At 47.2% G+C, this 25,085-nt stretch carries 21 protein-coding genes and 1 tRNA gene; 12 read left to right on the top strand and 10 right to left on the bottom strand.

The window, feature by feature from the left end:
* Positions 1 to 121: 121 nt before the first annotated feature.
* A complete protein-coding gene (locus tag K300_RS15915; protein ID WP_022850110.1) occupies positions 122 to 2,497 on the bottom strand; it encodes a PAS domain S-box protein in 2,376 nt (791 codons plus the stop codon).
* A 178-nt stretch (positions 2,498 to 2,675) separates the two neighbouring features.
* On the opposite strand from K300_RS15915, the gene K300_RS14310 reads away from it, so the two are divergent.
* The gene (locus K300_RS14310; protein ID WP_022850109.1) at positions 2,676 to 3,449 is read left to right on the top strand and encodes a substrate-binding periplasmic protein; all 774 of its coding nucleotides are present in this window, start codon (positions 2,676 to 2,678) and stop codon (positions 3,447 to 3,449) included.
* Positions 3,430 to 5,031, top strand: a complete 1,602-nt coding sequence (locus tag K300_RS15910; protein WP_022850108.1) for a sensor histidine kinase — start codon at positions 3,430 to 3,432, stop codon at positions 5,029 to 5,031. The genes K300_RS14310 and K300_RS15910 overlap by 20 nt, the downstream gene beginning before the upstream one ends.
* A 46-nt stretch (positions 5,032 to 5,077) precedes the next feature.
* Here the strand turns inward: K300_RS15910 and K300_RS0102610 are convergent, their stop codons facing one another.
* From K300_RS0102610 to K300_RS14295, 4 genes are all read right to left on the bottom strand, one after another.
* On the bottom strand, positions 5,078 to 6,406 hold the full coding sequence (locus K300_RS0102610) for an anaerobic C4-dicarboxylate transporter (RefSeq protein ID WP_022850107.1): 1,329 nt from the start codon (positions 6,404 to 6,406) through the stop codon (positions 5,078 to 5,080).
* A gap of 194 nt (positions 6,407 to 6,600) precedes the next feature.
* Complete coding sequence (locus tag K300_RS0102605) at positions 6,601 to 7,272, bottom strand: response regulator (RefSeq protein WP_022850106.1); 672 nt, start codon at positions 7,270 to 7,272, stop codon at positions 6,601 to 6,603.
* The gene (locus K300_RS14300; protein WP_022850105.1) at positions 7,269 to 8,876 is read right to left on the bottom strand and encodes an ATP-binding protein; all 1,608 of its coding nucleotides are present in this window, start codon (positions 8,874 to 8,876) and stop codon (positions 7,269 to 7,271) included. The genes K300_RS0102605 and K300_RS14300 overlap by 4 nt, the downstream gene beginning before the upstream one ends.
* A 141-nt stretch (positions 8,877 to 9,017) precedes the next feature.
* Positions 9,018 to 10,721 carry a choice-of-anchor I family protein gene (locus K300_RS14295; protein ID WP_022850104.1) on the bottom strand — a complete coding sequence of 568 codons (1,704 nt, stop codon included), beginning with the start codon at positions 10,719 to 10,721 and terminating at the stop codon, positions 9,018 to 9,020.
* Between the two features lie 300 nt (positions 10,722 to 11,021).
* On the opposite strand from K300_RS14295, the gene K300_RS0102590 reads away from it, so the two are divergent.
* The 3 genes from K300_RS0102590 to K300_RS0102580 are packed head-to-tail and all read left to right on the top strand — an operon-like array spanning position 11,022 to position 13,323.
* A complete protein-coding gene (locus K300_RS0102590; RefSeq protein WP_022850103.1) occupies positions 11,022 to 11,459 on the top strand; it encodes a DUF2318 domain-containing protein in 438 nt (145 codons plus the stop codon).
* 10 nt (positions 11,460 to 11,469) lie between these two features.
* A complete protein-coding gene (locus K300_RS0102585; RefSeq protein ID WP_022850102.1) occupies positions 11,470 to 12,633 on the top strand; it encodes an ABC transporter permease in 1,164 nt (387 codons plus the stop codon).
* Positions 12,634 to 13,323 carry an ABC transporter ATP-binding protein gene (locus tag K300_RS0102580; protein WP_022850101.1) on the top strand — a complete coding sequence of 230 codons (690 nt, stop codon included), beginning with the start codon at positions 12,634 to 12,636 and terminating at the stop codon, positions 13,321 to 13,323. It begins immediately after the preceding gene.
* Positions 13,324 to 13,403: 80 nt separating this feature from the next.
* Here K300_RS0102580 and K300_RS0102575 read toward each other — a convergent pair whose 3' ends face one another.
* The 3 genes from K300_RS0102575 to K300_RS0102565 all read right to left on the bottom strand — a co-directional run bounded on the left by K300_RS0102575 (position 13,404) and on the right by K300_RS0102565 (position 17,342).
* Positions 13,404 to 14,831: a carbon starvation CstA family protein gene (locus tag K300_RS0102575; RefSeq protein ID WP_022850100.1), complete on the bottom strand. Its 1,428-nt coding sequence runs from the start codon at positions 14,829 to 14,831 to the stop codon at positions 13,404 to 13,406.
* Between the two features lie 122 nt (positions 14,832 to 14,953).
* A complete protein-coding gene (gene btsR, locus K300_RS0102570) occupies positions 14,954 to 15,667 on the bottom strand; it encodes a two-component system response regulator BtsR (RefSeq protein WP_022850099.1) in 714 nt (237 codons plus the stop codon).
* A complete protein-coding gene (locus tag K300_RS0102565) occupies positions 15,657 to 17,342 on the bottom strand; it encodes a LytS/YhcK type 5TM receptor domain-containing protein (RefSeq protein ID WP_022850098.1) in 1,686 nt (561 codons plus the stop codon). The genes btsR and K300_RS0102565 overlap by 11 nt, the downstream gene beginning before the upstream one ends.
* Positions 17,343 to 17,778: 436 nt before the next feature.
* Between K300_RS0102565 and K300_RS0102560 the strand changes: the two genes are divergently transcribed.
* The 4 genes from K300_RS0102560 to K300_RS0102545 all read left to right on the top strand — a co-directional run bounded on the left by K300_RS0102560 (position 17,779) and on the right by K300_RS0102545 (position 22,084).
* Positions 17,779 to 18,849: a TRAP transporter substrate-binding protein gene (locus K300_RS0102560; protein ID WP_022850097.1), complete on the top strand. Its 1,071-nt coding sequence runs from the start codon at positions 17,779 to 17,781 to the stop codon at positions 18,847 to 18,849.
* Positions 18,850 to 18,965: 116 nt separating this feature from the next.
* Positions 18,966 to 19,502 (top strand): TRAP transporter small permease subunit, encoded by a 537-nt coding sequence (locus tag K300_RS14290; RefSeq protein WP_022850096.1) that lies wholly within the window; start codon positions 18,966 to 18,968, stop codon positions 19,500 to 19,502.
* Entirely contained in the window at positions 19,499 to 20,845 is a 1,347-nt protein-coding gene (locus K300_RS0102550; RefSeq protein WP_022850095.1) for a TRAP transporter large permease, read from the top strand. The genes K300_RS14290 and K300_RS0102550 overlap by 4 nt, the downstream gene beginning before the upstream one ends.
* A gap of 111 nt (positions 20,846 to 20,956) precedes the next feature.
* Complete coding sequence (locus K300_RS0102545) at positions 20,957 to 22,084, top strand: hypothetical protein (RefSeq protein WP_022850094.1); 1,128 nt, start codon at positions 20,957 to 20,959, stop codon at positions 22,082 to 22,084.
* Positions 22,085 to 22,089: 5 nt separating this feature from the next.
* Here K300_RS0102545 and K300_RS0102540 read toward each other — a convergent pair.
* Positions 22,090 to 22,163, bottom strand: a tRNA-Arg gene (locus tag K300_RS0102540).
* Positions 22,154 to 22,699: a 50S ribosomal protein L11 methyltransferase gene (locus K300_RS16475; RefSeq protein ID WP_081646862.1), complete on the bottom strand. Its 546-nt coding sequence runs from the start codon at positions 22,697 to 22,699 to the stop codon at positions 22,154 to 22,156. Before K300_RS16475 ends, K300_RS0102540 begins: the two co-directional genes overlap by 10 nt.
* Before the next feature lie 169 nt (positions 22,700 to 22,868).
* Here K300_RS16475 and K300_RS0102530 point away from each other — a divergent pair, with 169 nt between their 5' ends.
* The 3 genes from K300_RS0102530 to K300_RS0102515 all read left to right on the top strand — a co-directional run bounded on the left by K300_RS0102530 (position 22,869) and on the right by K300_RS0102515 (position 25,080).
* Positions 22,869 to 23,888 (top strand): aspartate-semialdehyde dehydrogenase, encoded by a 1,020-nt coding sequence (locus tag K300_RS0102530; RefSeq protein ID WP_022850093.1) that lies wholly within the window; start codon positions 22,869 to 22,871, stop codon positions 23,886 to 23,888.
* 320 nt (positions 23,889 to 24,208) lie between these two features.
* A complete protein-coding gene (gene speD, locus K300_RS0102520) occupies positions 24,209 to 24,610 on the top strand; it encodes an adenosylmethionine decarboxylase (protein ID WP_022850092.1) in 402 nt (133 codons plus the stop codon).
* A 2-nt stretch (positions 24,611 to 24,612) separates the two neighbouring features.
* A complete protein-coding gene (locus K300_RS0102515; RefSeq protein WP_022850091.1) occupies positions 24,613 to 25,080 on the top strand; it encodes a pyruvoyl-dependent arginine decarboxylase in 468 nt (155 codons plus the stop codon).
* Positions 25,081 to 25,085 lie beyond the last annotated feature (5 nt).

Here is a 25,085-nt window from a genome sequence, read left to right as displayed (position 1 = left end):
TCGTTATCATGCCAATTTTATAATGGTCATACCATCTTAATACCTATCTGACATTACTTCAAGCCCTTTGCTGTTTTATATAGGTTAATAAAATGTACTTCAATCTGAATATCAGGAGTGTTCACGCTCTTTCAAGTTCAATAACGAACTCTGCCCCTGTTCCATGATTACAAGCGTATATCTTTCCGTTCATTCGGTTTTCGATTATATTTCTAGACATGTAGAGGCCTATCCCCGTTCCTTTCTCCCCTTTTGTTGTGAAATAGGGCTCGAAAATGTTTGGCATAACCTCATCATCAATACCACCGGCATTGTCACGAACGATAAGCCTTAGGATGTTCTTGTCTCCGGTGATTTCAACGGTTATAACCCTCAGTTCAGGCGCAATATCATTTTCCGTTATAGAATCTTTGGCGTTTGATATAAGATTAAGCATAACCTGCTTGAACTCGTTGGGATACCCCATAACCATCAGTTCTTTGTTATCCCCATCGGTTCTGGTGTCCACCGTTATCATTTTCTTGTCCAGCTGTGGCTTTAGCAGGTTATAAACCTCGGAAACGGTGGGGGGAATGCTGAATCTTTCCAGTCTGGATGATGGCTTGAAGAACTGTCGGAAATCATCAACTGTTTGGCTCATGTAGCTTATCTGGTTCATTATTATGCCGACGTAGTTGGATATATCGCCATCCTCACCGCCGAACTCCTCTTTGATTATTTGGGAGTAGAGGCTTATGGTGTTGAGGGGTTGAACCCATTGGTGGGCAATGGCTGCAATCATTTCCCCCATGGCAGCCATCTTGGACTGCTGTATGAGGAGCTGTTCTTTGTGGATTCTTAGCGAGGTCTCCTTCTGCACCTTTTCCTCAAGGGCCTCATTCATCTGCATCAGCTCCTCTTCGAGGTTCTTCTTCTCTGTTACGTCGGTGGCGATGGTTAGTGAGACAGGTTTTCCGTCATACCAGTTTATCTCCCTTGTGTAGAAACTGAACCATTTGTCTCCCACCTGAAGTTCTGTGCGTGTCCCGGACTCCTTGCTGTCAATCCTCAGGGAGTTGTAGTCTATCCCCATCTTTTCATAGGTGACATTTATCTTATCGGAGATTATGTTGCCGAAGACCTCCCTTGCGAGCTTGTTTATATAAACAACTATATCGTTGTTAAGGTTAACAACGTAAACAATGGCGTCCAGACTGTCCAAAACCTTCAGCATACGACGGTTGGATTGATATATCATATCCCTGGAGTGCTTAAGGCTTGTTATATCCCTTGTGACCACCAGAACAGATTCAGCGACACCTTTGTCATTCTTTTCCGGAACGGCGAAGGACTGCATGTGAACCTCTCCGGAAGGCGCATAATAGGTGAACTCGGTGGTCTGCTGTTCACCCGACTGGAAAGCATCCAAAAGGAAGCGGTCCCATTTCTGCACAAGCGCATCGGGCATGCCCAGCTCTTTGTTGGTCCGGTTGAGCATCTGATTCCGGCTCTTACCTGTGTATCTTTCTATGACAGGGCTTACGTATGTGTGTCTCAGTTTCCTATCGAACCGGGCGACCACATCGGGCATATTCTCTGTGAGGCTTTGAAACTTGGCGTTGCTCCGGCGGAGCTCATCCTCAGCGTTTTTACGCTCTTCGATCTCATTGCGCAGGTTTTCGTTGGCAAGTTTAAGCTCTCTTGTCCGCTCAACAACCTTCTCTTCCAGGGATATATTCGCCTGTTCAAGCTGCTTCTTTGTTTTAATCTCTTCGGTACTGTCCTTCATATATTCAACGACACCGGTAACGTTTCCATCACTGTTGAATACGGGGTATGCGAAGACCTCCATCCACCCCTTTCTGTTTGGGGCTGTTAATGGTTTCACCTCGGAGAATGGCCGCTTTTCCGATATTGCTTTCAGGCTTGGACAGCTCATACAGTCCGATTCCGGCATGTGGAAGCATTCGAAGCACTTTTGCCCAATAAAATCAATATCCTTGCCGTACCAGTCCCTTATTACATCATTAACCCTAACCACACGAAGGTTAGTATCCAGAACAACTATTCCGTTCTGGATCGCATCAAACACAGATGAGAGGAAGTTTTTGTTCTCTTCAATCTCTCTCTTATAATTCACTGTTTCTGTGATGTCGTTGCCGATAGAAACGATCTCTGTGAGTGTACCGTTTTCATCGAAAATCCCTTTATTTGACCATGAAAACCAGACACGGGTACCGTCTTTCTTAATATTCTCGTTTTCAATAATGTGATATTTTGAGGGCTCACTTAGAATCATCTTGACAAGCTCATGTAGATTCCTTCCGGTGGATTCCATCTCCGGAACGATAAGATCCGTTATGTAGTTTCCGACAAACTCTTCTTCGGTATAGCCAAAATATTCATAACAGTACGGGTTTACGTATAAAACTGTACCATCCGTGGCAAGACGGAATATGCAGCTGGATGAGTTATCAACGATGAGCCTGTACGGATCTATGGAGCTTGTTTTTCCCATATAGAGCTTCCAGGTGTGTATTTTTACTATAATCTATTACCATTAGGATAATAACACAATACAAAGTAGTGGATGGAATAATTATTATTTGATAGATTCTATGGGTTAAAAAGCATATCTGTGTTTCAAATTATATCTATCGAGTGTTATAATTGATCATTCTCAAAGGGATGGAATTATGAAGAAAGTAGCTGCCTTAATTTTATTTATACTCTATACATCAATGTGTTATGCAGACGTGTATACTGTGAACACTACCTACTCAAGCCCCTATAGCACTGAGGGCTACAGTGGAATACTGGATCTTACCCTTAAGGAGATGTTCAAGAGAGCCGGCCACACTGCTGTTATACAGAAGGTTCCTGCGGAAAGAAGTCTCAATGATGTTAACAGCGGGTTTGCAGATGCTGATGTAGGGAGGGTTCGAGGACTAGAAAAGATATATAAGAACTTTATCATTGTTGATGAGCCTATTATTGAATCGAGGGATTTTGTAGCCTTCACGCTGGAGGGCAGCGTTGATATTGACGGATACGGCGATCTCAAGGGAATGAACGTGGGTAGCGTTCGGGGATGGAAGATCTTTGAGATGCAGAAGGATAAATATAAAAGCTTTACCAGGACTATAGACACAGCTGATCTTTTTAACCTGCTCAAAAAGAAGAGGATAGATGTTGCCCTCAACGCCCGTCTGGACGGTCTTGTTGCGGCCTACGGTATGGGAATTGAAAAGATAGTTGTGCATGAGCCACCTCTGGCGAGCATGGAGATGTTTGTTTATCTGAATAATAAGCACTCTGAGCTGGCCCCCGTTCTGGCGGAAAAGCTTCGGGAGATGAAGAAGGACGGAACACTTCTTATGCTTTATCAGAAAGTTTTAAGAAGGGAGGCTCCCGCATTCGCTCCACGCATTGAGGGTGGAGTAATTAAAGGTGAGGACTATCAGGACTGAGAGTCTTAATTATCAACTTTTTTGGCGTTATATTTTTTTCAGTATCGTCGCTGTTCTTATTATTTCTGCTGTTAAGGTCTTCCTGCTTTACGGCACCGAACTGAATGAGGTTGAAAAGCGTTTTGCCATTGTTGAAGACTCCCTTGTGCCACCCTTGGAGCGAGCTCTCTGGGTACGCAATGACGAGATGCTTAGTGCCCAGCTCCTTGGGATAACAAGCATGCCGGATCTGGAGTATGCCGAGATCTCCGAGATGGGCTATGTGATAAGTTCGGGCTCGGTACAGTCGGACGAGGTTATTATTCGTGACTATGAGCTTAGGTACAACTACGAGGGGAGCGAGCGCATAGTCGGCAGGCTCAGCGTAACAGCTGGTTTAAGTGGTGTTTATTCAAGGCTTTGGGACAGTTTTTATAAGAGCCTTATCTTTGATAGTGCAGTAATCCTGTCCGTTGGGCTTTTTATGCTCCTCATGTTTTCACGTATGGTAACAAGCAGGCTCCATGCGGTTAGCTCATCCCTTTCTCAACTCGACTTCACCAGTGAAATTGAAGGGCGTCTACGGGTATGCGAAGAGTATGAGAAGTTGGATAACGAGCTTGGTGAGCTTGTGGGAAGTATAAACGATCTGGGTCGAAGGCTCGAGCGTGAGCTTGGATTAAGGCACTCCACTGAGAAACAGCTGAAGCTTGCCAACGAGCAGATGGAGGAGAAGGTTCTTGAGCGCACAGACGAGATATTCAAGGCTCAGCAGAAGCTGGTTCAGCTAAACGAGGAGCTGAATACACTGAACTCCGAACTTGAGGACAGGGTAGCCGATGAGGTTAAGACAAGGCGGGAGAAGGAACAGCTCCTTATCCAGCAGTCCCGAATGGCTTCCATGGGAGAGATGATAGGGGTTATTGGTCACCAGTGGAAGCAGCCGCTGAACTCCATAAGCCTCCTTGCGGAGATGATCGAAGAAGAGATAAGCGATTGCGGTGCAGAGATCTCCGAAGAGGTTACCCGCTCGGCGGAGATCATTACCAACCAGGTTCAGTTTATGGCAAAAACCCTGGACCATTTCAGAAATTTCTTCAAACCCTCGTCTCAAAAGACCGTATTCTCACTCATCAAGGCTACGGAGGATGTTCTGTATATAATGGCACCCATCATTGAAAAGGAGGATGTTGAACTTGTAAGGGAATTTCCTGAGGATGATATCTTCGTTTACGGATATTCCAACGAGCTCAAGCAGGTGATACTGAACTTACTTTCCAATGCCCGGGACGCTGTTGTTTCCAGCAGAAAATTCAAATCCTCCAGTGAGCGGGGGCGATTGGTTCTTGTTATCAAACCGGAAAACGGAAGTGTCGAGCTCTTCGTTCAGGATAACGGAGGGGGGATACCGGATGATATTATGCCTAGAATCTTCGAACCTTACTTTACCACAAAGGGTGAAGCGGGTAGTGGTATCGGCCTTTTTATGTCCCAGGTTATCATAACAGAGAATATGAACGGCGAGATAAAGGCCGAGAATATGGATAAAGGTTCCAGATTCAGTATACGCCTTAGAATGGAAAAACGGGACACCACCGCTTAAGGCGTGCCCCGTTTTTCTTGTCAAGAGGGGTTATGCTGCTCTTTTATTATCCTATCAGTACCTTTGCCAGCAAGTATCCCACAACACATGCCGTTGGAACTCCTATAAGTCCCGGAATCATGAAGCTGTGGTTGAAGTAGAACTTCCCTATCTTTGTTGTGCCGGTGTTGTCGAAGTTGCATGTGGCAATATCAGAGGGATAGTTGGGGATGAAGAAGTATCCGTAGCATGAGGGCATGATACCGATGAGCAGGGCAGGGCTGAGGCCGAGGCCGAGACCCACGGGTAGCATCATACGGCAGGTTGCCGCCTGGGAGTTGATAACAACGGATACTATGAACATAGCAAGTGCGAAGGTCCATGGGTAGTTCTGTACCATTCCGGTGATACCTTCCTTGAAGCTGGGCATTGCGTGCTGGAAGTAGGTGTCGCTCATCCATGCGATACCGAAGATAGCGATTGCCGCCACCATACCGGACTTGAATACAACCCCTTCGGGAACCTTTGCGGACTTGGTCTTGGTTACTATCATGATTATACCGCCGAAGGCGAGCATCATCATCTGGATTATTATGGACATCTTAACGGGCTTCTCTGCGCCGCCGATGGTCCTTATTTCAGGGAACATGGCTATCACAACGATGGTTAAGAGTGCGAGAATGAAGAGCATTACTGCATGCTTGGAAGAGGCGGGGAGCTCTTCGTCAAGTGTGGTTGCTGTGGTGTTTTCGATCTTCTCCTTCCAGAGGGGATCCTGAAGCCTTCTCTGGTATTCGGGATCGTCCTTAAGCTCCTTACCCCGGCGGAGGCTGTATAGTGACATGGCTATGGTTCCTATGATAGTTGCGGGAACTGTGACACCGAGTATGGAGAGTAGAGTTATATTGCTGCTTATTCCGCTCAGCTGGCTGAGGTAGTATACAACAGCTGCGGAGATGGGGCTTCCTGTGATGGCGAGCTGTGATGCGACGGAAGCCGCCGCCATGGGACGTTCGGGTCTTATACCGTTCTTAAGGGCAACGTCGCCGATAATGGGCATGATGGAGTACACCGCATGCCCTGTTCCGAGCATGAAGGTAATGGTGTATGTAACAAGGGGGCCGAAGATTGTGATACGCTTCGGATTCGATCTCAACAGCCGTTCGGCAACCTGTAGCATATACTTTAAACCGCCCGCCGCTTCGAGGATAGATGCACAGGTTACAACCGCAAGGATGATGAGCATAACGGTTATGGGGGGTGATGTGGGGGTCATCTGGAATATGAAGACCTCAACAGCCAGACCTATACCGGAGACGACTCCGAGGCCTATACCGCCGTAACGGCTTCCGATGTAGAGCATTACAAGAAGGAATAAAAACTGAACGTATAACATGGTGGAACCTCCTATGTTTCAAAACGGTCTTGGATAACACCGTTTCATTGTTTCCATAGCAGGTAATATAACACTGGTAAGACCATTGTAAATCATTAGGAAATAAGGGTATTAAAGGAAATAAAAGAGGTTTTGCTCATTATGCTCACAGATGAGCGATGGGTCTATTAAGGTAGATTTCTAGTTATAAATAACTAATTATGACGGTAGAACTTTTTCTCCGGTCTCCCCACCGCCCCGTAGTCAATATCTGCATAGAGGAAGCCCGTTTCGGAGAGGTATTCGAGGTATCGCCTTGCGGTATTTCTGCTTGCGCCGATGAGTTCCCCCGCCTCCTCTGCGGAGAGACCGTCCTTTCCGTTGTCGAAAACCGCCGTGATTTTTTTCAGGGTAATGGGGTATATCCCCTTCGGCAGGTCCTGGATACTGTTTTCGCTGTGCCTGTCCAGTATATGGTCGATATCCCCCTGCTCGAGTGTTGCGCTCTTCTCGAGCTCTGCTGTGTAGTCCCTGTAGCGGTTGAGAGACTGCTTGAACCGTTCGAATATCACAGGCTTGACTATATAATCAAACGCTCCGCCGCGCATGGCGCTTTGCAGGCTTTTAACATCCTTTGCCGCTGTAATCAGTATTACATCCGCCTCGATCCCTTTGCTTCTAATCCCACGCAGAAACTCCATACCGCTACCGTCGGGGAGGAAGAGATCCAGCAGAACAAGATCGGGTTCAAGTATCTCCGCCATCTCCTCTGCCTCCTCCAGACTGTTTGCTATCCCCGCCGGAGTGAACCCTTCCACTTTTTCAGTGAACTTGCTGTGGAGGCTGGCGATATTTCTGTCGTCTTCGATTATCATGACCCGTATCATGCCTCTTGCTCCTCTATGATTTCTTCAGCAGCCGGAAGGAAGATACGGAAGTATGCACCACCCTCATCACGGTTCCCAGCTTCTATCCTTCCCTCTGCGTTCTCAAGGGCCATCACAACGTTGTACAGCCCTATGCCGTGGCCGTCACCCTTCGTTGTGTAGCCCTTAGCGAAGATGTTGTTCTCGGGGTTGAGCCCTGGCCCGTTATCCTCTACCAGTGCGGCGAGCATGTCATCATCGGTGTAGAGGCTGAGTTTAATCCACGGCTTTTCGCTGTTGCGTGCAGCCTCCATGGCGTTGTCCAGAAGGTTTCCGAGGATAGTTACAGCATCATCCGGTGAGGCGGGGGGAGCGGGCCATCCTCCATCTCTGTACAGCTCGAACTCGCACTTGAGCTCGCAGGCACGGTTATACTTTCCTATCACCGTTCCGCTTATGAGAGTGCAGTTCACACTGTTGTCGAGGTATTCCACAAGGGAGTGATACCCTTCGGACTCCTTCAGGATAATATCCTTCGCCTCTTCGTATTCCTCTATCTGCAGAAGACCGCTTATGGTGTGGAGTTTGTTTGAATACTCATGGCTCTGAACCCTCAGCATCTCCGAGCACTCCTTGACAGTGTTAAGCTCCCTTTTTATATAGTCTATCTCATCTCTGCGGCGGAAGCTTGCCACAACACCCTCAACCCTGCTTCTGCTGTATACGGGGGTGATATTGAATATTAGCGTGTCTTCACCGGTGCGGATCTCTTCGTCGTGCCCCTCTTCACAGTTCAAGAGACGCTTGGTTATGATGCTATCCGGCATTATTTCGTTTATATCTTTACGGTTAATGTCATTTTCAAGATGAAGTATGCGGCCTGCCTCATTGTTTGCAAAGCGAATTCTACCTGTGCAGTCAACGGCAATGATCCCCTCCCGTACAGAGTTCAGGATGATCTCCCGCTCCTTATGCATAGAGGCTATCTCGGAGGGTTCAAGATCGAGGGTTATCCTTTTAACATAGCCAGCAATGATAACGGCGCTCACAAGCCCTATGAATACCATCATGAAGACGTAAGTGGCGGGTTTTCTCTGGGCAAGAAATATCTCCCTGTCCACATCTGTTTTAAGGTATCCCACGGAGACAAAACCGATTATTCTACCATCGGCGTTTTTAACGGGAGAAAAGCCTCTCAGCGAGGGACCAAGGGTGCCCACAGACTCTGAAACGTAGCTTATCCCGTCCTCGATAGCTCTGCGGAAATCACCGCCTACGAAGGTCTTGCCAATGTTTTCGGGGTTAGGGTGGGAGAGCCTCGTGCCGTCCGGCCTCCCCACAACCACAAACTCCGCCCCGGTATCCTCGCGCACCGATTCCGCCAGTTTCTGCACATCCCTGACAGGGATATCCTCCGCCAGAGCCTCCCTTACGGTGTGCATCCTTGCCACGGTTTTGGCGATTCCCATGACACGGCTTCCTATATAATCCTCGTAGTAGTCTGCTATATGGCTCTGGAATATGGCTACGGTTACTAGTATCTGCAGGACGACAACGATGGAGATCATTATTACCATCTGGGACTTTATGGTCCTGGGAATGAAAAGATTCAGGAATTTGCGCATTACTCCTTCCTCAAAGGTTTGACCTTTTGTGTTCGATTATAATAAATCCGCTTCACAAATACTTCAAGAGATGGATTAAAAAAGCCCCCTCACATGGAGGGGGCAAAATATAGGAAAGTAACGCACTTTTATTGGTTGGTACTACTCAGTAGCTTCTGTGTAGGAAACCTCATATATGGTTGTCGTACCACTTACCTCGTTGCCGACAACAAGAAGGTTCTTGCCACTCTTGCTCTTTGAGGCGGGTATGAAATAGAGGCCTTCAGGTCCCAGGTCGCCTGCTTCTGCAAGCTCGGTTTCGGGATCCTTGGTGAAGTCTCTGTTGTTGATATACTGAACAAACTTGGGCTCAGCGGGGTTGGAAACGTTGTAAACCATTATTCCACCCATACGCTCAAGGCCTATGAAGGCAAAGGTTGCGTCGTTAATAACGCCGACAGTAACACCCTCGGGCTCGGGGCCTTTGTTGTCGCTTCTGTCATCTATATCGTTGCTGTCGTTTGAAGCGTTGAAATAGTTGGGGTACATCTCAGCGGTTATCCTCTCGAAATCATTGCCGCTGTCGTAAACAAGCTCACCAGCGGTGCTCCATATGGAGAAGGAGCGTGTTCCGAAGCTGTAGAGCTCTTCGTAGGCGCCGTCTTTGTCGGTATCACCTTCGGTGGTTATTATTCTAAGGTTGCTGTCACCGTCTGCGGCGAGTGTTATGAATTCAGCGGAGAAGCTTTCGTTATCAAGGGGCATGTCCTCAAGCTTCTCTTCGTCGATATAGTGGATTATGTCGTCTCCATTCTCGTCCTCTGTGGCGTATTCCCTGCCGTCACCCTCGTTTGCTGTTATGATGTAGTTTGAATCGTCGGCTGTGAAAGCTGCGATGGCATCGGGCATGTAAAGGCCTCTGATTGGGTGTGTTTCAAGCTTTGCCACCTCATCCTTGTTGAACATATCGAAGCTGTTCTTTTCAAGGCTGTGGTCTTTGTACCCATAGGGGAGTATGGCGGCTATGGTCTTTGCTTCGAGGTCTGCAACTGCCATAGCATTGTTTTCCTGGAGGGATACGTAGGCTTTCTTGGAGTCTGCTGATACAGCTATGTATTCAGGCTCAACATCCTGGGCAACTGTAGTGCCTTCGGGACCTGTGATCCTTACACCGGAAGCCTTGAGGGAATCCTTGTGGTCGTTGAAGGATGTGAAGTCCATCTCTGTTACAGATGCGCTTTCAACTCCACCGCTTATGTCGATATATGAAACGGAACCTTCGGGGTCGATGGAGTAGTCGTCGTTGGGCTCACCTTCGTTCGCTACCACAACTCCGTTTCCGTCGGGTGTAAATGTTACCATATCAGGAAGGGCGCCCACACTTACCGTGTTTACGATTGTGAAGTTGTCCGCTGTGAAGAAAACTACCTTACCGTCCAGCTGTGTTCCAAGATCATCCTCAGCCTCAACCTCAACAGCTGCGGCAACATAGCCGTTATGGTACGCAACGCTGTTTATGCCGTCACCGTATGCGGAAAGATCGATGGAATCAAGCTTGACGGGAGCAGACAGGTTATCTATGCCTATAACATCGATGGCCTTCGTGTCGCCGTTTACTACGAAAAGCTGGTTGTTTACATCATCGTAAACTACTATTTCAGCAGCACTCTCATCGAATATGCCAGTACTGTATGTTCCAAGTACGGAAAGAGTTACAGTATCATTAACAGGATTCACTTCGGTTATATTGTCCTCTGTGCCGTTATCCTCTGTTTTGTTGTCTTCGTCATCACTGCTGGAGCCGTCGCAGGCTGCTATGCTGAATGCAAGAAGCCCGGCAAGAAAAAGATAAGTCAGTTTTTTCACAGTTGTCCTCCATAATAGAATTGTTCGGATATTAAAGAACTCTTGTTAGAAACATCTCTGATATTTGTAATCCATGTGTCAGATTATTAATTGAAAAAGCTCTTGAATAAGGCTCTAAATCATGATTATGCGATGATACGAATATTCGAAATATATAATAGCGTTGCAAAATCTGAACTTATGGGTATATTCCCAGTCAATGACTATGAATCAAGCGAAACCCCTGTTTAAGAGCGGGGTTTTTATTAAACTCTGTAATACTAGCCAACGACTAGGATAAAACACAGTCCGGAGGATAAGATGACAAGGTTCTTTAAATTCATTCTGCTAGGTTCGCTTTTTGTAATGCTCACTGCATGGGGTTGGGGGAGCAAATACGAGACTATGAAGCCGGAAAACGGCGTTGTTAAGATTCCTGTTAAAGAGGTTAATGATGGGAAGGCTCACTATTATGAAACCAAGCTCGGCGGCAAGGAGATACGCTACTTTCTGCTTAGAAGCACCGATGGTGTGGTTAGAGCCGCCTTTGATGCATGCGATGTCTGCTACCGTGAGAAGAAGGGTTACTCCCAGCAGGGTGTGTATATGGTATGCAACAACTGCGGAATGCGCTTCCACTCCCTTAAGATCAACGTTGTGAAGGGTGGATGCAACCCGTCACCGCTTAAAAGGGAAGAGAAGAACGGCTACGTATACCTTGATATCAAAGATATAGCCATGGGCTCCAGATACTTCTGAGGCTGATTAGATGAATATAATCACTATACCTTTCAGGAACCTGCGCCGTAAGGCGCTTCGCACGTTCCTGCTTACTGCGGTTTTCACAGCGGGGATACTCTCCGTTGTGGGGCTTTACTACGTTTCTGCCAGTATAGGCGAGAGCCTTGAATCAAAACTCACAGCCTACGGCGCAAATATCCTTATCCGCCCCGGCTCGGACTCCCTTGATGTAAGCTACGGCGGGTTCTCCATGGGAAACCTTTCATATAACGTCCAGAAGCTTCAACAGCAGACCGTGGAAGATGGTGTTTTGGGTATTGAGCTCAAAGAGCGAATAAGCGCAGTCGCACCAAAGCTTCTCGAAACATTCTCCCTTAACGGTCGTGAATTTGCTGCCGCAGGGGTGAATTGGACAGAGGAGCTTAAGATCAAGAGCTACTGGTTTATCCACGGCGAACAGCAGCCCGGTAAGGATGATATCATAGCCGGAAGTCAGGCTGCCTCTGTGCTCGGACTTAAACAGGGGGAGACCGTTGAACTGGACGGCAGAAGCTTCAATGTTGCAGGTGTTCTGGCGGAATCCGGAACCGATGACGACAGGCTTGTTTTTATGGATATCGGCGCACTCCAGAGCGTTAAAAACAGACCCGGCGAGGTCACCTTTGTTGAGGTATCCGCCCTTTGTGCAGGCTGCCCCATAGGGGATATTGTTGTCCAGATTGAAAAGAACCTCCCTGGTGCAGATATTACTGCGATGCAGAATGTGGTTAAACAGAGGATGTTCACCATTGGCTTCGTACAGAAGCTTGTCCTTGCCGTAAGCGGCGTAATCCTTGTTACCGCATGCTTTATGTTGGCAGTTTTTATGATGGCAAGTGTTGCGGAGAGACGGAGTGAGATAGGAATACTTCGCTCCATGGGCTACTCCCGCTTTAAGGTATTCTTCATTTTCACCTTTGAGGCTGTGTTCATCGGCATAATATCCGCACTGGCCGGCTTCTACTCCGGTCTTTTCACAGCCGATGAGCTGTTGAAGCGTATGGATCTGGTGGAAGCCGCCGGTTCCAGTTTCGTTCCCTCGCATCTGCTCATCAGCATAGGTGTGGTTACCTTAATATCCGTTGCGGCTTCCATAGTCCCTGCTGTTAAGGCGGCAAGGACAGAGCCTGCAAGCGCAATTGTGAGGTTATAAATGCTTGAAGTTATAAATGTATATAAAAGCTACACTGGTAAAGGCATTGTGACCCCTGTGCTCAAGGGGGTATCTCTCCATGTGGGCAAGGGTGAGTTTGTAAGCCTTACCGGACGTTCCGGATCAGGTAAGAGTACGCTTCTTAATGTTGTTTCCTCACTCCTCGAGCCGGATAAGGGTAAGGTTATCTTCTGCGGTGAGGAACTGGGAGAGATGAAAGAGAGCAGGCTCAATCGTTTCCGCAGGAAAGAGGCATCGATGATATTCCAGTTTCATCATCTCATGCCCTATATGAACGCCTACGAGAATGTTATGCTCCCCTTTCTCAACAGCATGCTCCCTGCGGGGAAGAGTGAAAGGAATAGGGCATCTGAGGCGCTAGAAAAGGTCGGCCTTTCCGGAAAAGAGGGGAGGCTCCCCTCACAGCTCTCCGGAGGTGAACAGCAGAGGGTTGCAATCGCAAGGAGCATTGCCGCAGGTCCTTCCATACTCTTTGCCGATGAACCCACAGGAAGTCTTGATAAGAAGAACGGCGACGCCGTAATGGATATACTTAAAAATCTGAACTCCGAAGGGCTGACCGTTGTGATGGTTACTCACCAGCGTGAGTATGCAGAGCGGGCGGAACGCACCATAGAGATGGAGGACGGAGTAATAATAGGCGGGGAGGAGGTTGCAACAGCCTCTTAAAGATAAACGCTGCAAAAAAAAGGGGAACCTGCTCAGGTTCCCCTTTTTTTTGTATCATATTTCAGACTTGCAGGAGTTTGTTATGTAGTCTGTACCGCTTCTGTCTCCGTTGATTCCCAGTTCCTGAACTTGTAAAGGAAGGCCGCCAAGGATCCAGCCGCAGAGATTATGCCTATGGCAGTAGCCGTTGTGAGATCCAGCCCGAAACCTATTTCAGCATAGGATAGATACGTCATTACCACAGCGGTCATGAATGTTGCGGGTATGCTCGCTATCCAGTGGAACTTAGCCTGCTTTATGAGATACGCCGCAGATGCCCAGAGTACGATTGTAGCAAGGGTCTGGTTTGCCCAGCCGAAGTATCTCCAGATGAGGCCGAACTCCGTCCTTGATACGAGAAAGCCCACGAGGAAAAGGGGAACGGCTATCATAAGCCTTTTTGCACCCTCTTTCTGGGGGAGTTTGAGGAAATCTGCAATGATCAGCCTCGCACTTCTGAATGCTGTGTCGCCGGAGCTGATGGGGAGGATAACAACACCGACGATGGCCAGCAGTCCACCAACTCCGCCAAGGAGTGTGGTTGAGATCTCATTTACCACGAAGGCGGGTCCGCCCTGGGCCAGTGCCGCATTGAGATCTGCACTTCCGCTGTAGAAGGACATGCCGAGGGTTGCCCATATGAGGGCGATGATACCTTCTCCTATCATGGAGCCGAAGAAAATCTTCCTGCCGTATTTTTCGTTAGGTACACATCTTGCCATTAGGGGTGACTGGGTGGCGTGGAAGCCGCTGATGGCACCGCAGGCGATGGTGATGAACATAAGGGGCCATATGGGGAGCTCCTTGGGGTGGATATTGCTTAGGGTAAGCTCGGGGTAGAAGCTGTAGCCCCTTGCAATGAGAGCTGCAGTGAGCCCCACCGCCATGAAGATAAGCACTGCGCCGAAAAGGGGATAGACACGGCCGATTATCTTATCCACGGGGAGGATCGTAGCGATGAAGTAGTAGCAGAAGATGATACCCACAAGCACCATAACAGGGAGGGATGTCATATTCGCCAGAAGCTTTGCGGGACCGAGTACGAAAACAACGCCCACAAGCAGAAGGAGAAGAACAGAGAAGCCTCTCATAAACTGCTTGAAAAAATTGCCGAGGTTATGCCCTACACAGTCGGGGATGGACTGTCCCTTGTAGCGTATGGAGAGCATGCCGGAGAAGTAATCGTGTACCGCACCGCCGAAGATACAGCCGATTACGATCCATATGAGTGCGCTGGGGCCGTAGAGTGCACCAAGGATAGGACCGAATATCGGTCCGAGACCGGCGATATTGAGAAGCTGGATAAGGTAGATCTTCTTAGGGGACATCTTAACGTAGTCCACACCGTCGTTCATGGTTACTGCGGGGGTTTCTCTGGTGGGATCGGAACCGAAGATCCTGTCCACCAGAAGTCCGTATGTGAAGTAGCCTGCGATAAGCAGGGCTGTGCAAATGAAAAAGAGCAGCATTAAAACACCTCCGTTTATGTATGTCACTAATAATAACGATATGACGGGGTGTTTTATACGTGCGGAGTGCTGAGCGGTTGTATAGATATGTTAAGCGGCAGGGGGAGGGGGCTAAGCGGTTTTTATATGCCGAGTGCATCCTTCAGCGGCTTCAGGAAGCGTCTGCTTACTGGAACGGTTTTGCCTGATTTTGTATGAAGATCCGCAGACTGGTTCTCATTGATAACTATATTGTCTATGTGCTCCTTATTAACGAGGAACTGCCTGTGGGTTCGAAGCATATCAGTTTTTGACTCGATACCCTTAAGGGTCAGATCTGTGAGGTAGCTCCGTTCGGGGGTAATTGCATGAACCCCTGTCATATCAGAGGAGACGTACTCTATATCCTTTATATCTATGATCTTGATGATATTTTTCAGAGTGCAGGGTATTTTTTCCAGCTTCTTTTCAGGATAGTTGGGCGTAGCACCGCCGGAGAGAACCTTTTCGACCTTAACGGCTGTTCTCTCCAGCCTTTCCGCCTCTACTGGCTTAAGCAGATAGTCGAGTGCGCTCTCCTCAAAGGCCTTGAGGGCGTATTCATCGTACGCTGTCACAAAGACGATGTAGGGCATACGCTCGGGATCGAGCATGCTTACCATCTCGAACCCGTCCATTCCGGGCATCTGTATATCGAGGAAAATAATATCCGGTTTAAGACGGTTAACCTGCTTTACACCCTCAACGGCGTTTCCAGCCTCTCCGGCATACTCGAACAGCTCGGACTCGTTCAGGAGGTACTTGAGTTCCTCCCTTGCGTATGGTTCGTCATCGATCACAAGTGCTCTATACTTCATCGCCGCACCCCTCTTCGGGTATTACTATCATAACCCTTGTGTATTCACCCTCCGAGCATTCCGTATCTATACCGTACTGATTGCCGCAGAGGTTTTTTATACGTCTGTCCACGCTTTTCATTCCGATACCTGTTTTGCTCTTCTTGTCCATGCAGTATGCACCGGCATTATCCTCTATGGTTATTGTGCACTTTCCATCCCCGACTTTTGCAGATATGGAGATTACACCTTCGCCCATGAGGCTTGATATACCGTGCTTGACAGCATTCTCCACAACGGGCTGGAGGGAGAAGGCGGGTATACGTATATTCATAAATTCCTCGGGTATCTGTATATCCACACGGAGACGGTCGTTGAAGCGAGCCTCTTCTATAATGAGGTATGACTTAATATGCTCAACCTCCTCCCGAAGGGTTGATATGTCGCTGGTGCGCTTGAGGTTGCTCCTGAAAAAGCTGGAGAGGTGTATTATAAGCTCCCTTGCCTTCTCTGGATTTGTACGTATAACCGAGCCTATTGTGTTTAGGGTATTGAACAGGAAATGGGGATTCACCTGCGCCTGTACCAGCTTAAGCTCCGATTTAACAAGGAGGTTTTTCTGCTCTTCGTACTTCGATAGCAGGAGCTGGGTGGAGAGGAGCTCCGCGATACCTTTACCAAAGGACTTGTTTATGCCGAGAAAACGCCTGTTCTTCGGCTCCATCATCTTGATTGTCCCGATGATCTCACCGTCCACGTTAAGCGGAACCACAAGAACGGAGCCGAGGGGGCAGTGTTCATCAATGGAGCATTCGTACTTCTCGCTTATGCCGTCTATGAAGACAACCTCGTTGTTCCTTATGGAGCGCAGGGTGCACTGGGAGGATATGACAGTACCCGGCTTGTGGTGATCCGCACCCATTCCTATGAAGGCGATAACCTTTTCGGTATCGGTGATTGCGACGGAACCGACACCGGTTTCCTCATGGATAACCTTGGCGAGCTTTTCTGCTGTATCGCTTTTTACTCCCTTGGAGAGCAGTCCGAGGGTCTTGTTTGCGATATTTAACGCCTTTTTGGAGAAGGTTACGCCGTAAACATCTATCATATTCTTCTGATCCTTCAGGATGCTTATGAAGAGCGCCGCTCCGAGGGAGTTTGCGAAGATCATCGGCAGGGCGATAACACGCACGAGATCCCATGCTTCAGTAACGGGTCTTGATATAAGCATGATAAGGCTCATCTGGGTTATCTCACTGATAAATGTTGTAAAGAAAGCCACCTTGAAGGAGAAAACCTTATGGGATTCATTTCGGCGTATCAGATACATATGTACAAAGCCGCCAATCAGGCCCTCAACAGTGGTAGAGACTCCGCAGGAGGCGGCGGTGAACCCGCCGAGCATATATCTGTGCAGTCCGCCTGTAAGCCCTACTGCACCCCCGAGGAGCGGTCCGCCAAGAAGCCCGGCCATAACTGCGCCGATGGCCCTTGTGTTTGCGATGGCGTCCTTTATAGGTATGCCTAGATACGTCCCCATTATGGTCAGGGCAGAGAAGAATATGTATAGGAAAACGTAGTCCTTGGTACGGAATGAGCCGGTAATGAGGGGGCGGAAAGTAGGTGTTTTGCTGTAAAGATAGGCGATAACAGCAAATACAGACATTTCCTGAATAAGATTGAGGAGTATGGGCATAATACACCGGTGCGGAATTTTTCAATACAATAATCCCCGCTGTTTTAAAACACAACGGACAATTTTGTTGATTAATATTAACGCCAGCGTTTGATGCGGTACTTTGGGTTCATCATTAATGTTTTCCGCTTTGTCAGACAGAGGGAATTATATGCTCAAAGTTAATCATATGTATTAAATTTAACTTAAATGGAACGATATTACAGTCATAGGTTAAATTATAAAAAATAATGAAATCATATATGTAAACTTTGTGTAAAATGAACGGAGTTATGTGCTAATATATAGTTAGCTTTTGAATTGACATGTACAGGCGTGTTTTGTAGTATGCAAATATAGTAATATATCACATTGGTTCATAAATACCGATGATGATTTAAGAAGCGGTTTCCGGAGACCGTGGTTATTTTTTAATATTTGTTTAAAGGAGATGTCTATGAAGTTAACAAGAACAATCCTTGCAGCGATGCTCGTTGTTATGATGCTGAGCGTTTCCGCTTTTGCTGCTGATCAAAAGGTACGCTGGAAGCTCGCCATGACCTGGGGTCCGACACTCGCACCCTTCACCGATGCCGTTGAGAATATGGCTTCTATGGTCGAGAAAATGAGCGGCGGCGACTTCACTATCCGCATCGATGCCGCAAACAAGCACAAGGCCCCCTTCGGCGTATTTGACATGGTTAAGCTCGGCCAGTATCAGATGGCGCACTCCGCTTCCTACTACTGGAAGGGTAAGGATATCTCATTCCTCGCCTTCACAACCATGCCCTTTGGTATGACTGCACCCGAGCAGTACGCATGGTTCTATTACGGCGGCGGTATGGAACTTATGCAGGAAGTGTACAGCAAGCACAACATGCTCTCCTATCCCGGCGGTAACACAGGAAACCAGATGGGCGGATGGTTCAGAAAGGAGATTAACTCCCTCGATGACCTCAAAGGCCTTAAGATGAGGATCCCCGGTTTTGCCGGAGAGGTTCTTGCAAAGCTTGGGCTCGCTGTAACAAACATCCCCCCCGGCGAACTTTATACATCACTTGAAAGAGGAACCATCGACGCCCTTGAGTGGGTTGGTCCCGGAATGGACATCAAGATGGGCTTCCATAAGATCGCCCCTTACTACTACACAGGATGGCATGAGCCCGCAACGGAACTTCAGTTCCTCGTGAATCAGAAGGCCTTCGACAAGCTTTCCGAAGAGAACAAGGCTATCCTCGAAACAGCAATGAGGCTCTCCGCTTACGATATGTATGCTGAGAACTACCACATGAGCTCCGAGGCGTGGTCCAAGATCGCTTCCGAGTATCCTAACATCAAGATCAGAACCTTCCCCAAAGAGGTTATGGATGCTATGAAGCAGGCAAACAACGAGCTTCTTGCTGAAAAAGCAAAGGACAACCCCATGTTCAAGAAGATCCTCGATTCCCAAGAGGCGTACCTCAACAAGGTAAGGGTTTGGACTCAGATGTCAGACTACTACTATCTTGAGGACAACCTCAAAGAGTAACAGGCTTTTATAGCTGGTTAAAAATATCGAAATCAGGGGTTAACACTCAGCTGAAGGGCAGGGGGTTAACCCCTTTCTCCGTTTGGAGAGAAAAACTAACTAAGGATAGGACTAATATGCTGGATAAAATAGAACGAATCTATGACAAGGCTTCCGACTGGCTCGGTTATTTTACAGCTGCTCTTATGATTCTGATGACGCTGAACGTTTTTTACGACGTTATAATGCGCTACTTCTTTAAAACGGGAAATATCGCCTTTCAGGAGATGGAGTGGCACCTTTTCTCTATTGTGTTTCTCCTCGGCATAGTTTATGCGCTTAAGGAGGACGGCCACGTTCGAGTGGACGTTATATACGACAATATCAGCCCCCAGAAGCAGGCTGTTATCAATATAGTTGGAACCTTTGTGTTCCTTATCCCCTTCTCCCTGCTCATCGCCTCCGGTTCCATCGGCTTTGTTAAAGAGGCATATGTTACAGGTGAGATAAGCGGAGACCCCGGCGGACTGACCCACCGGTGGCTGATTAAGGCGGTTGTGCCGCTGGCATTCTCAATGCTTGCACTGGCTAGTGTCGGCTATATCGTAAAGAACATCAATATAATCCGCAGAGGCGGAGAGAAGCCCAAAGAGATGCAGGGAGGCGCATCATGATAGGAATCATAATGTTCTTCTGTGCCCTGTTTATGCTTCTTTTCGGATATCCCGTTGCGTTCACCTTCGGGGCGGTATCCGTCATATTCGGAATGATAGCGGGCATCATGTCCGTAGGTCTCGATGCCGGTCTTATGGAGGGTCTGCAGGCGGGGAGGCTTATGTTTGCCTTCATGCCCCACCGTATCTTCGCCATCATGAACAACACGATCCTTATGGCTATCCCCCTTTTCATCTTCATGGGTATCGTTCTCCAGAAGACGAAGCTTGCCGAGAAGCTCCTTGAATCCATGGGCTTTCTTTTCGGCGAGGTGAGGGGAGGTCTTGCCATCAGTACGGTACTTGTGGGCGCACTCCTTGCGGCATCCACGGGCGTTGTGGGAGCCAGCGTTGTGGCGATGGGGGTTATCTCCCTCCCGGTTATGATAAAGTATAACTACAACAACAAGCTATCCACAGGAACCATCTGTGCTGCGGGAACGTTGGGGCAGATTATCCCCCCATCTATCGTTCTCATAATCCTCGGGGATGTTTTTCAGGTTCCCGTGGGTGATCTTTTCAAGGCGGCTGTGTGGCCCGGTGTGTACCTTGTGGGCGCATATGTTATCTATATCGTAATCATCTCATTCCTTAATCCGAAATCGGCTCCCCCCGTTCGTATAGAGGATTCCCACGGAACGAAGAAACAGCAGGTATTCAAGGCTATTAAGGCGATTGTGCCCCCCCTTGTGCTTATCATTCTCGTACTCGGCTCGATCTTCGGCGGGGTTGCAACGCCTACGGAATCCGCCGCAGTGGGTGGTGTCGGAGCTGTGATACTCTCCATTCTGTACAGGGAATTCTCCTTTAAGCTCATATTCGACAGCTCACTGGAGACGGTTAAGATTACTGCGATGGTGTTCGGTATCCTTGTTGGCGCCACGGCGTTCTCCATGGTGTTCACCTACACCGGCGGTGATATGATTGTTGAGGAGTTCATGCTAGGGCTCCCCGGCGAGAAATGGGGTTTTCTGATTCTCTCCATGATATCGATCATGGTCCTCGGATTCTTCATCGATTTCATTGAGATATCCTACATTATCGTGCCTATTCTGGTGCCCATTTCAGAGGCGATAGGTATAAACCCCATATGGTTTGCGATACTAATCGCCATGAACCTTCAGACATCATTCCTGACGCCTCCCTTCGGCTTCAGTTTGTTTTATCTGAAAGGGGTTGCACCGCCGCAGGTTAAAACAACTGAGATATACAGAGGTGTTCTGCCGTTCATTGCGATACAGGCGGTTATCCTCATTATCCTTGCGGTTTATCCGGAGATATTCGGTATTTCCCAGGGATTCTAATAGGAATTCAATAGATAGCTACTACAAGCGGCCTCGACTGGGGCCGCTTTTTTATTGAGTACTATAAGTATATATGCTAATAATCAGCATAACGTGTAGGAGTATAGCGATTTGAATATTGATATTGATCATAACGAACTAAGTATAGATGAAATAATTGACGAGTGTATTAGTCTCTCTAGTTATTTTCCAAAAATATTTCATGATAGAGGTTTTATTGATGTTAACCTTATTCATAAGGTTAAATATTTCAGTAAAAATCTCGAAGAAACCGATAAAGATATACTACGTGAGTTAATTACTATATTTTATCATTTTTTAGATAATATGATATACAATTATGACTTTAAAGATAGCAGTTGGTTGACAAGAGCAAAGAAAGAGTTAAGTCCAATACTTTATAAGAGCAAATCTTTAAGGTCTTATGAAATTCAAAAGATATTAGAAGAATTTACTTCTTCAACTTTTAGTACTTTAAGAAAAGTTGAAAATGACATTTATAACATTGTAGCTAGAGATCCAAATAAAAAAATTTCCATTGGTGACTTGCATAGAGTTAGTAAATCTAAAAATAAAGATAATGGTGAACGCCAAAACCTTGAATTACAAGAATATATTGACACTACTAAGAAAAGAGCCTCTCAACTTCTTGCTTCTTTAGAACAAAATATCAAACAAGTTGAGAAAGTTGAAGAGCAGGAGGTAACAGATAAACTCAAAAAATCTTTCAGTGATAGAGCAGAAACTGTTTGTAAAAATAAGAATAATTGGTTCAAGATAACTCTTAGTTTTTCTGTCATTGCAATTATTTCAGTTTTGTTTGTTTTAGGTTTGTTTGATAACTATTGGCATACAAGTGATATACCAAGTGTACTCATAATAAAGCGCTCCTTTGTCGCAGTATTCTCATTAATCATCCTTAGCTTTTCTTTCTCACAGTATAACAAGGAGCGTGAGATTGAAGAGGCATACAGATTTAAAGAGGCTGTTGCATCCAGTACACCGACTTTCAGAGACCTCGCTGTTGATCAGGTTGTTAAAGATAAGATACTTGAAGAATCCACTTCTGTTATGTACCGCTCACCCTACGATTCCACAAAGAAGCTGAAGGTAGACGGCAGGAAAACCAATGTAGATGATTTAGTTACACTGATGGATAAACTTAAGCTCAATGACAGGACAGATATAAAAGCTCTGTTTGAGATACTTGAGAAAATGAAAAACGTTACCAAGGATTAACTAAACGGGCGATAAGGGATTCGAACCCCTGACACCAGGCTCCGGAGGCCTGTGCTCTATCCAACTGAGCTAATCGCCCTTTTTCAAAAGAATGGTACTATATTCATCGAGTATGTTCAAGTCAAGGATTTTGAAGCCTCCCTGCTCGTAACATCTTCTTACATCATAGTTTTCCTCAATCGGAATGCCCGAAAGTATAACCATGCCGCCCTCAGCAAGATGTACCGATACGTAATCCCGCAAAGCCATTGCTATGTCATAATAAATGTTCGCTACGATGATATCGTAAACGCCGCTGACAGACTCGGCGTACCCGCATATTATATGGTTGTTCGAAACATCGTTCATCCGGTTGCAGTCAAGGGCGGTTATACATGATGAAAAGTCCGGATCGAACCCCACAGCCATTCTAGCACCCAGTTTTGATGCCGCTATACCGAGGATTCCAGTTCCACAGCCTATGTCCAGCAGGGTCTTCCCCTCTATTTCCATCGAGGAGAGCTTCCGCAGGCATGACTGCGTTGTTTCATGCTCGCCGCTACCGAAGGCTCCCTGACGTATTATCATACTGCATGAATCATTTATGTCGATTGTATAGACCTTTTTCTGCTGCATCCCAAACCGCCTGTTTTAGTCACGAAAATACCTGATACCACACACGCCTGAATTGGGCAAGCCTCCCCTATGTTCATAACTATGTTATCGGAGTCCAAAACCCTTAATACAGGTTGACAAGCCGGTCAATGAGTAATATCCATATATATCCTATATACAGAGGTGTAAAATGGCCGAACTTAAGAAAAAAGATGCCTACAATGTGGCGATAGCCGGTGCTACCGGAGCCGTAGGCGAGACATTCCTTGAAATTCTCGAAGAAAGAAACTTCCCCATTGCAAAGCTTAAGCTCCTTGCTTCCAAACGCTCTGCGGGTAAAAAGATAAAATTTAAAGGTACGGAATACACGGTTGAGGAACTTACCCACGACTGCTTCGACGATGTTGATATAGCTCTCTTCTCCGCAGGTGGCGGAAGAAGTAAGGAGTTCGCACCCTCAGCAGTTAAGGCGGGCGCCGTGGTTGTGGATAACAGCTCCGCTTTCCGTATGGATGACGACGTTCCACTTGTAGTCCCCGAGGTGAACCCCCATGCCGTTAAAGAACACAAGGGGATCATAGCAAACCCCAACTGCACAACTATCATAATGGTTGTGGCACTCCAGCCCCTCCATGCATTCAGCAAGGTCAAAAAGGCTGTGGTTTCTTCATACCAGTCCTCATCCGGTGCGGGTGCGCAGGCTATGGAAGAGCTTATGGAGCAGGCTCGCCAGTGGACCAAGGGTGAGAAACTCACTGTGGATAAGTTCGCTCACCAGCTACTTTTCAACGTTATACCCCATATCGATTCCTTCCAGGAAAACGGCTACACTAAGGAAGAGATGAAGATGTTCAACGAAACACGCAAGATCATGGGTGATAAAGACGTTAAAGTAAGCTCCACATGCGTTCGTGTTCCCGTTCTCTCAGCACACTCCGAAGCGGTCACAGTGACCACAGAGGATGAAATAACCGTAGAGAAGGCGAAGGAGCTTTTTGCCGCCGCTCCCGGTATAGAGGTTATGGACAACCCCGATAACCTTGAGTATCCCATGCCCCTCTTCTGCGCAGGGGACGATACCTGCTACGTGGGCAGAATCCGCAAGGATCTCACCGATGACAACACGCTCACTTTCTGGGTTGTCGGCGACCAGCTTCGTAAGGGTGCGGCGACTAACGCCGTGCAGATTGCAGAGCTTCTCATTAAGTAAATATCAGAAAATCAGCATAATATGTATAAAAGGCGGTCCTGCGGGGCCGCCTTTTTTTGTATTTGATAATTTCTGCGTAATTCCAGGATGATAATAGAATAAATAAGGTAAATATGAAAAACTTTCAAAAAATGATACAAGAAAGAAAAAATATATGACATTAATAGCGTAATTATCTCATAGTAATGAGTAAAAAATATGCAAAATATTGATTGACATTGCATAAAACAGGTAATATATTCGGCGCAGTCACCCATAGGCGGCTCCTGTGTGGTGCGTTTAAATAAAAATAACAGTAATTATGATATTTCGGGGTAAAGATGAACTCACTCGGTAGACACATTCTCGTAGAGCTTTACGGATGCGAAGAGGATATCCTCAGCAACACAAAACTTATCCAGCAGGAAATGGAAAATGCGGCTGATATAGCCGGAGCAACAAGGGTAGGGAGCAATTTCCACACCTTCAGCCCCTACGGCGTTAGTGGCGTTGTGGTTATCGCTGAATCACACCTTACGATCCACACATGGCCCGAACTCGGCTATGCCGCACTTGATCTTTTCACCTGCGGTGATAGTGTTAACCCATGGACAGCCTTTGAGCACCTCGAAAAGGTTTTTAAGGCATACAAGGTACAAACACAGGAGATTAAAAGGGGTAGCGTTAAGGATGCAGAAGAGAACCCCGCCCCTGTGCAGCTCTGCGCAGTCAGGAGTGCATAGTAATGATCTTTAAAACACCTACCACCCATTTCTACGTAACAGGAAGCAGTGAGGGATACACATCTTTGAACGCCTTCGACGGTGCTTTGCTCGATGCAGGCATAGGCAATACGAACCTCGTTAAGATGAGCAGTATCGTCCCCCCGAAGTGTAAACTCATAGAGCCCGTTAAGCTCCCCCAGGGGAACCTTATACCCGTTGCCTATGCGTCCATAGTTGTTGCGGAGCCGGGTATCACCATATCCGCCGCGGTGGCCGCCGCCTATCCAGAAGACGAGGAGATGGCAGGGCTTATCATGGAATACTCCGCACCCGCCAGAAAAGGCAAGGTTGAGGAGCATGTAAGGCTCATGGCCGAGAAGGGTATGGAGATGAGAGGGCAGAAGATAAAGGAGATCCGCAGTGTTTCTATCGAGCATGAAGTGCAAAGCATAGGCGCAGCTTTCGCCGCAGTTGTTCTCTGGGATTAATGATA

The sequence above is a fragment of the Limisalsivibrio acetivorans genome (assembly GCF_000421105.1).
Classification (GTDB): domain Bacteria; phylum Chrysiogenota; class Deferribacteres; order Deferribacterales; family Geovibrionaceae; genus Limisalsivibrio; species Limisalsivibrio acetivorans.
Note: the sequence above shows the minus strand (reverse complement) of the source record. Positions and strands in the feature narration are given on the sequence as shown.

Coding starts and splice junctions, on each gene's coding strand:
- K300_RS15915 (WP_022850110.1), bottom strand. CDS start 2,497: ATGGGAAAAACAAGCTCCATAGATCCGTACAGGCTCATCGTTGATAAC.
- K300_RS14310 (WP_022850109.1), top strand. CDS start 2,676: ATGAAGAAAGTAGCTGCCTTAATTTTATTTATACTCTATACATCAATG.
- K300_RS0102610 (WP_022850107.1), bottom strand. CDS start 6,406: ATGTTATACGTTCAGTTTTTATTCCTTCTTGTAATGCTCTACATCGGA.
- K300_RS0102605 (WP_022850106.1), bottom strand. CDS start 7,272: ATGATACGGGTCATGATAATCGAAGACGACAGAAATATCGCCAGCCTC.
- K300_RS14300 (WP_022850105.1), bottom strand. CDS start 8,876: ATGCGCAAATTCCTGAATCTTTTCATTCCCAGGACCATAAAGTCCCAG.
- K300_RS0102590 (WP_022850103.1), top strand. CDS start 11,022: ATGACAAGGTTCTTTAAATTCATTCTGCTAGGTTCGCTTTTTGTAATG.
- K300_RS0102585 (WP_022850102.1), top strand. CDS start 11,470: ATGAATATAATCACTATACCTTTCAGGAACCTGCGCCGTAAGGCGCTT.
- K300_RS0102580 (WP_022850101.1), top strand. CDS start 12,634: ATGCTTGAAGTTATAAATGTATATAAAAGCTACACTGGTAAAGGCATT.
- K300_RS0102575 (WP_022850100.1), bottom strand. CDS start 14,831: ATGCTGCTCTTTTTCATTTGCACAGCCCTGCTTATCGCAGGCTACTTC.
- btsR (WP_022850099.1), bottom strand. CDS start 15,667: ATGAAGTATAGAGCACTTGTGATCGATGACGAACCATACGCAAGGGAG.
- K300_RS0102565 (WP_022850098.1), bottom strand. CDS start 17,342: ATGCCCATACTCCTCAATCTTATTCAGGAAATGTCTGTATTTGCTGTT.
- K300_RS0102560 (WP_022850097.1), top strand. CDS start 17,779: ATGAAGTTAACAAGAACAATCCTTGCAGCGATGCTCGTTGTTATGATG.
- K300_RS14290 (WP_022850096.1), top strand. CDS start 18,966: ATGCTGGATAAAATAGAACGAATCTATGACAAGGCTTCCGACTGGCTC.
- K300_RS0102550 (WP_022850095.1), top strand. CDS start 19,499: ATGATAGGAATCATAATGTTCTTCTGTGCCCTGTTTATGCTTCTTTTC.
- K300_RS16475 (WP_081646862.1), bottom strand. CDS start 22,699: ATGCAGCAGAAAAAGGTCTATACAATCGACATAAATGATTCATGCAGT.
- K300_RS0102530 (WP_022850093.1), top strand. CDS start 22,869: ATGGCCGAACTTAAGAAAAAAGATGCCTACAATGTGGCGATAGCCGGT.
- speD (WP_022850092.1), top strand. CDS start 24,209: ATGAACTCACTCGGTAGACACATTCTCGTAGAGCTTTACGGATGCGAA.
- K300_RS0102515 (WP_022850091.1), top strand. CDS start 24,613: ATGATCTTTAAAACACCTACCACCCATTTCTACGTAACAGGAAGCAGT.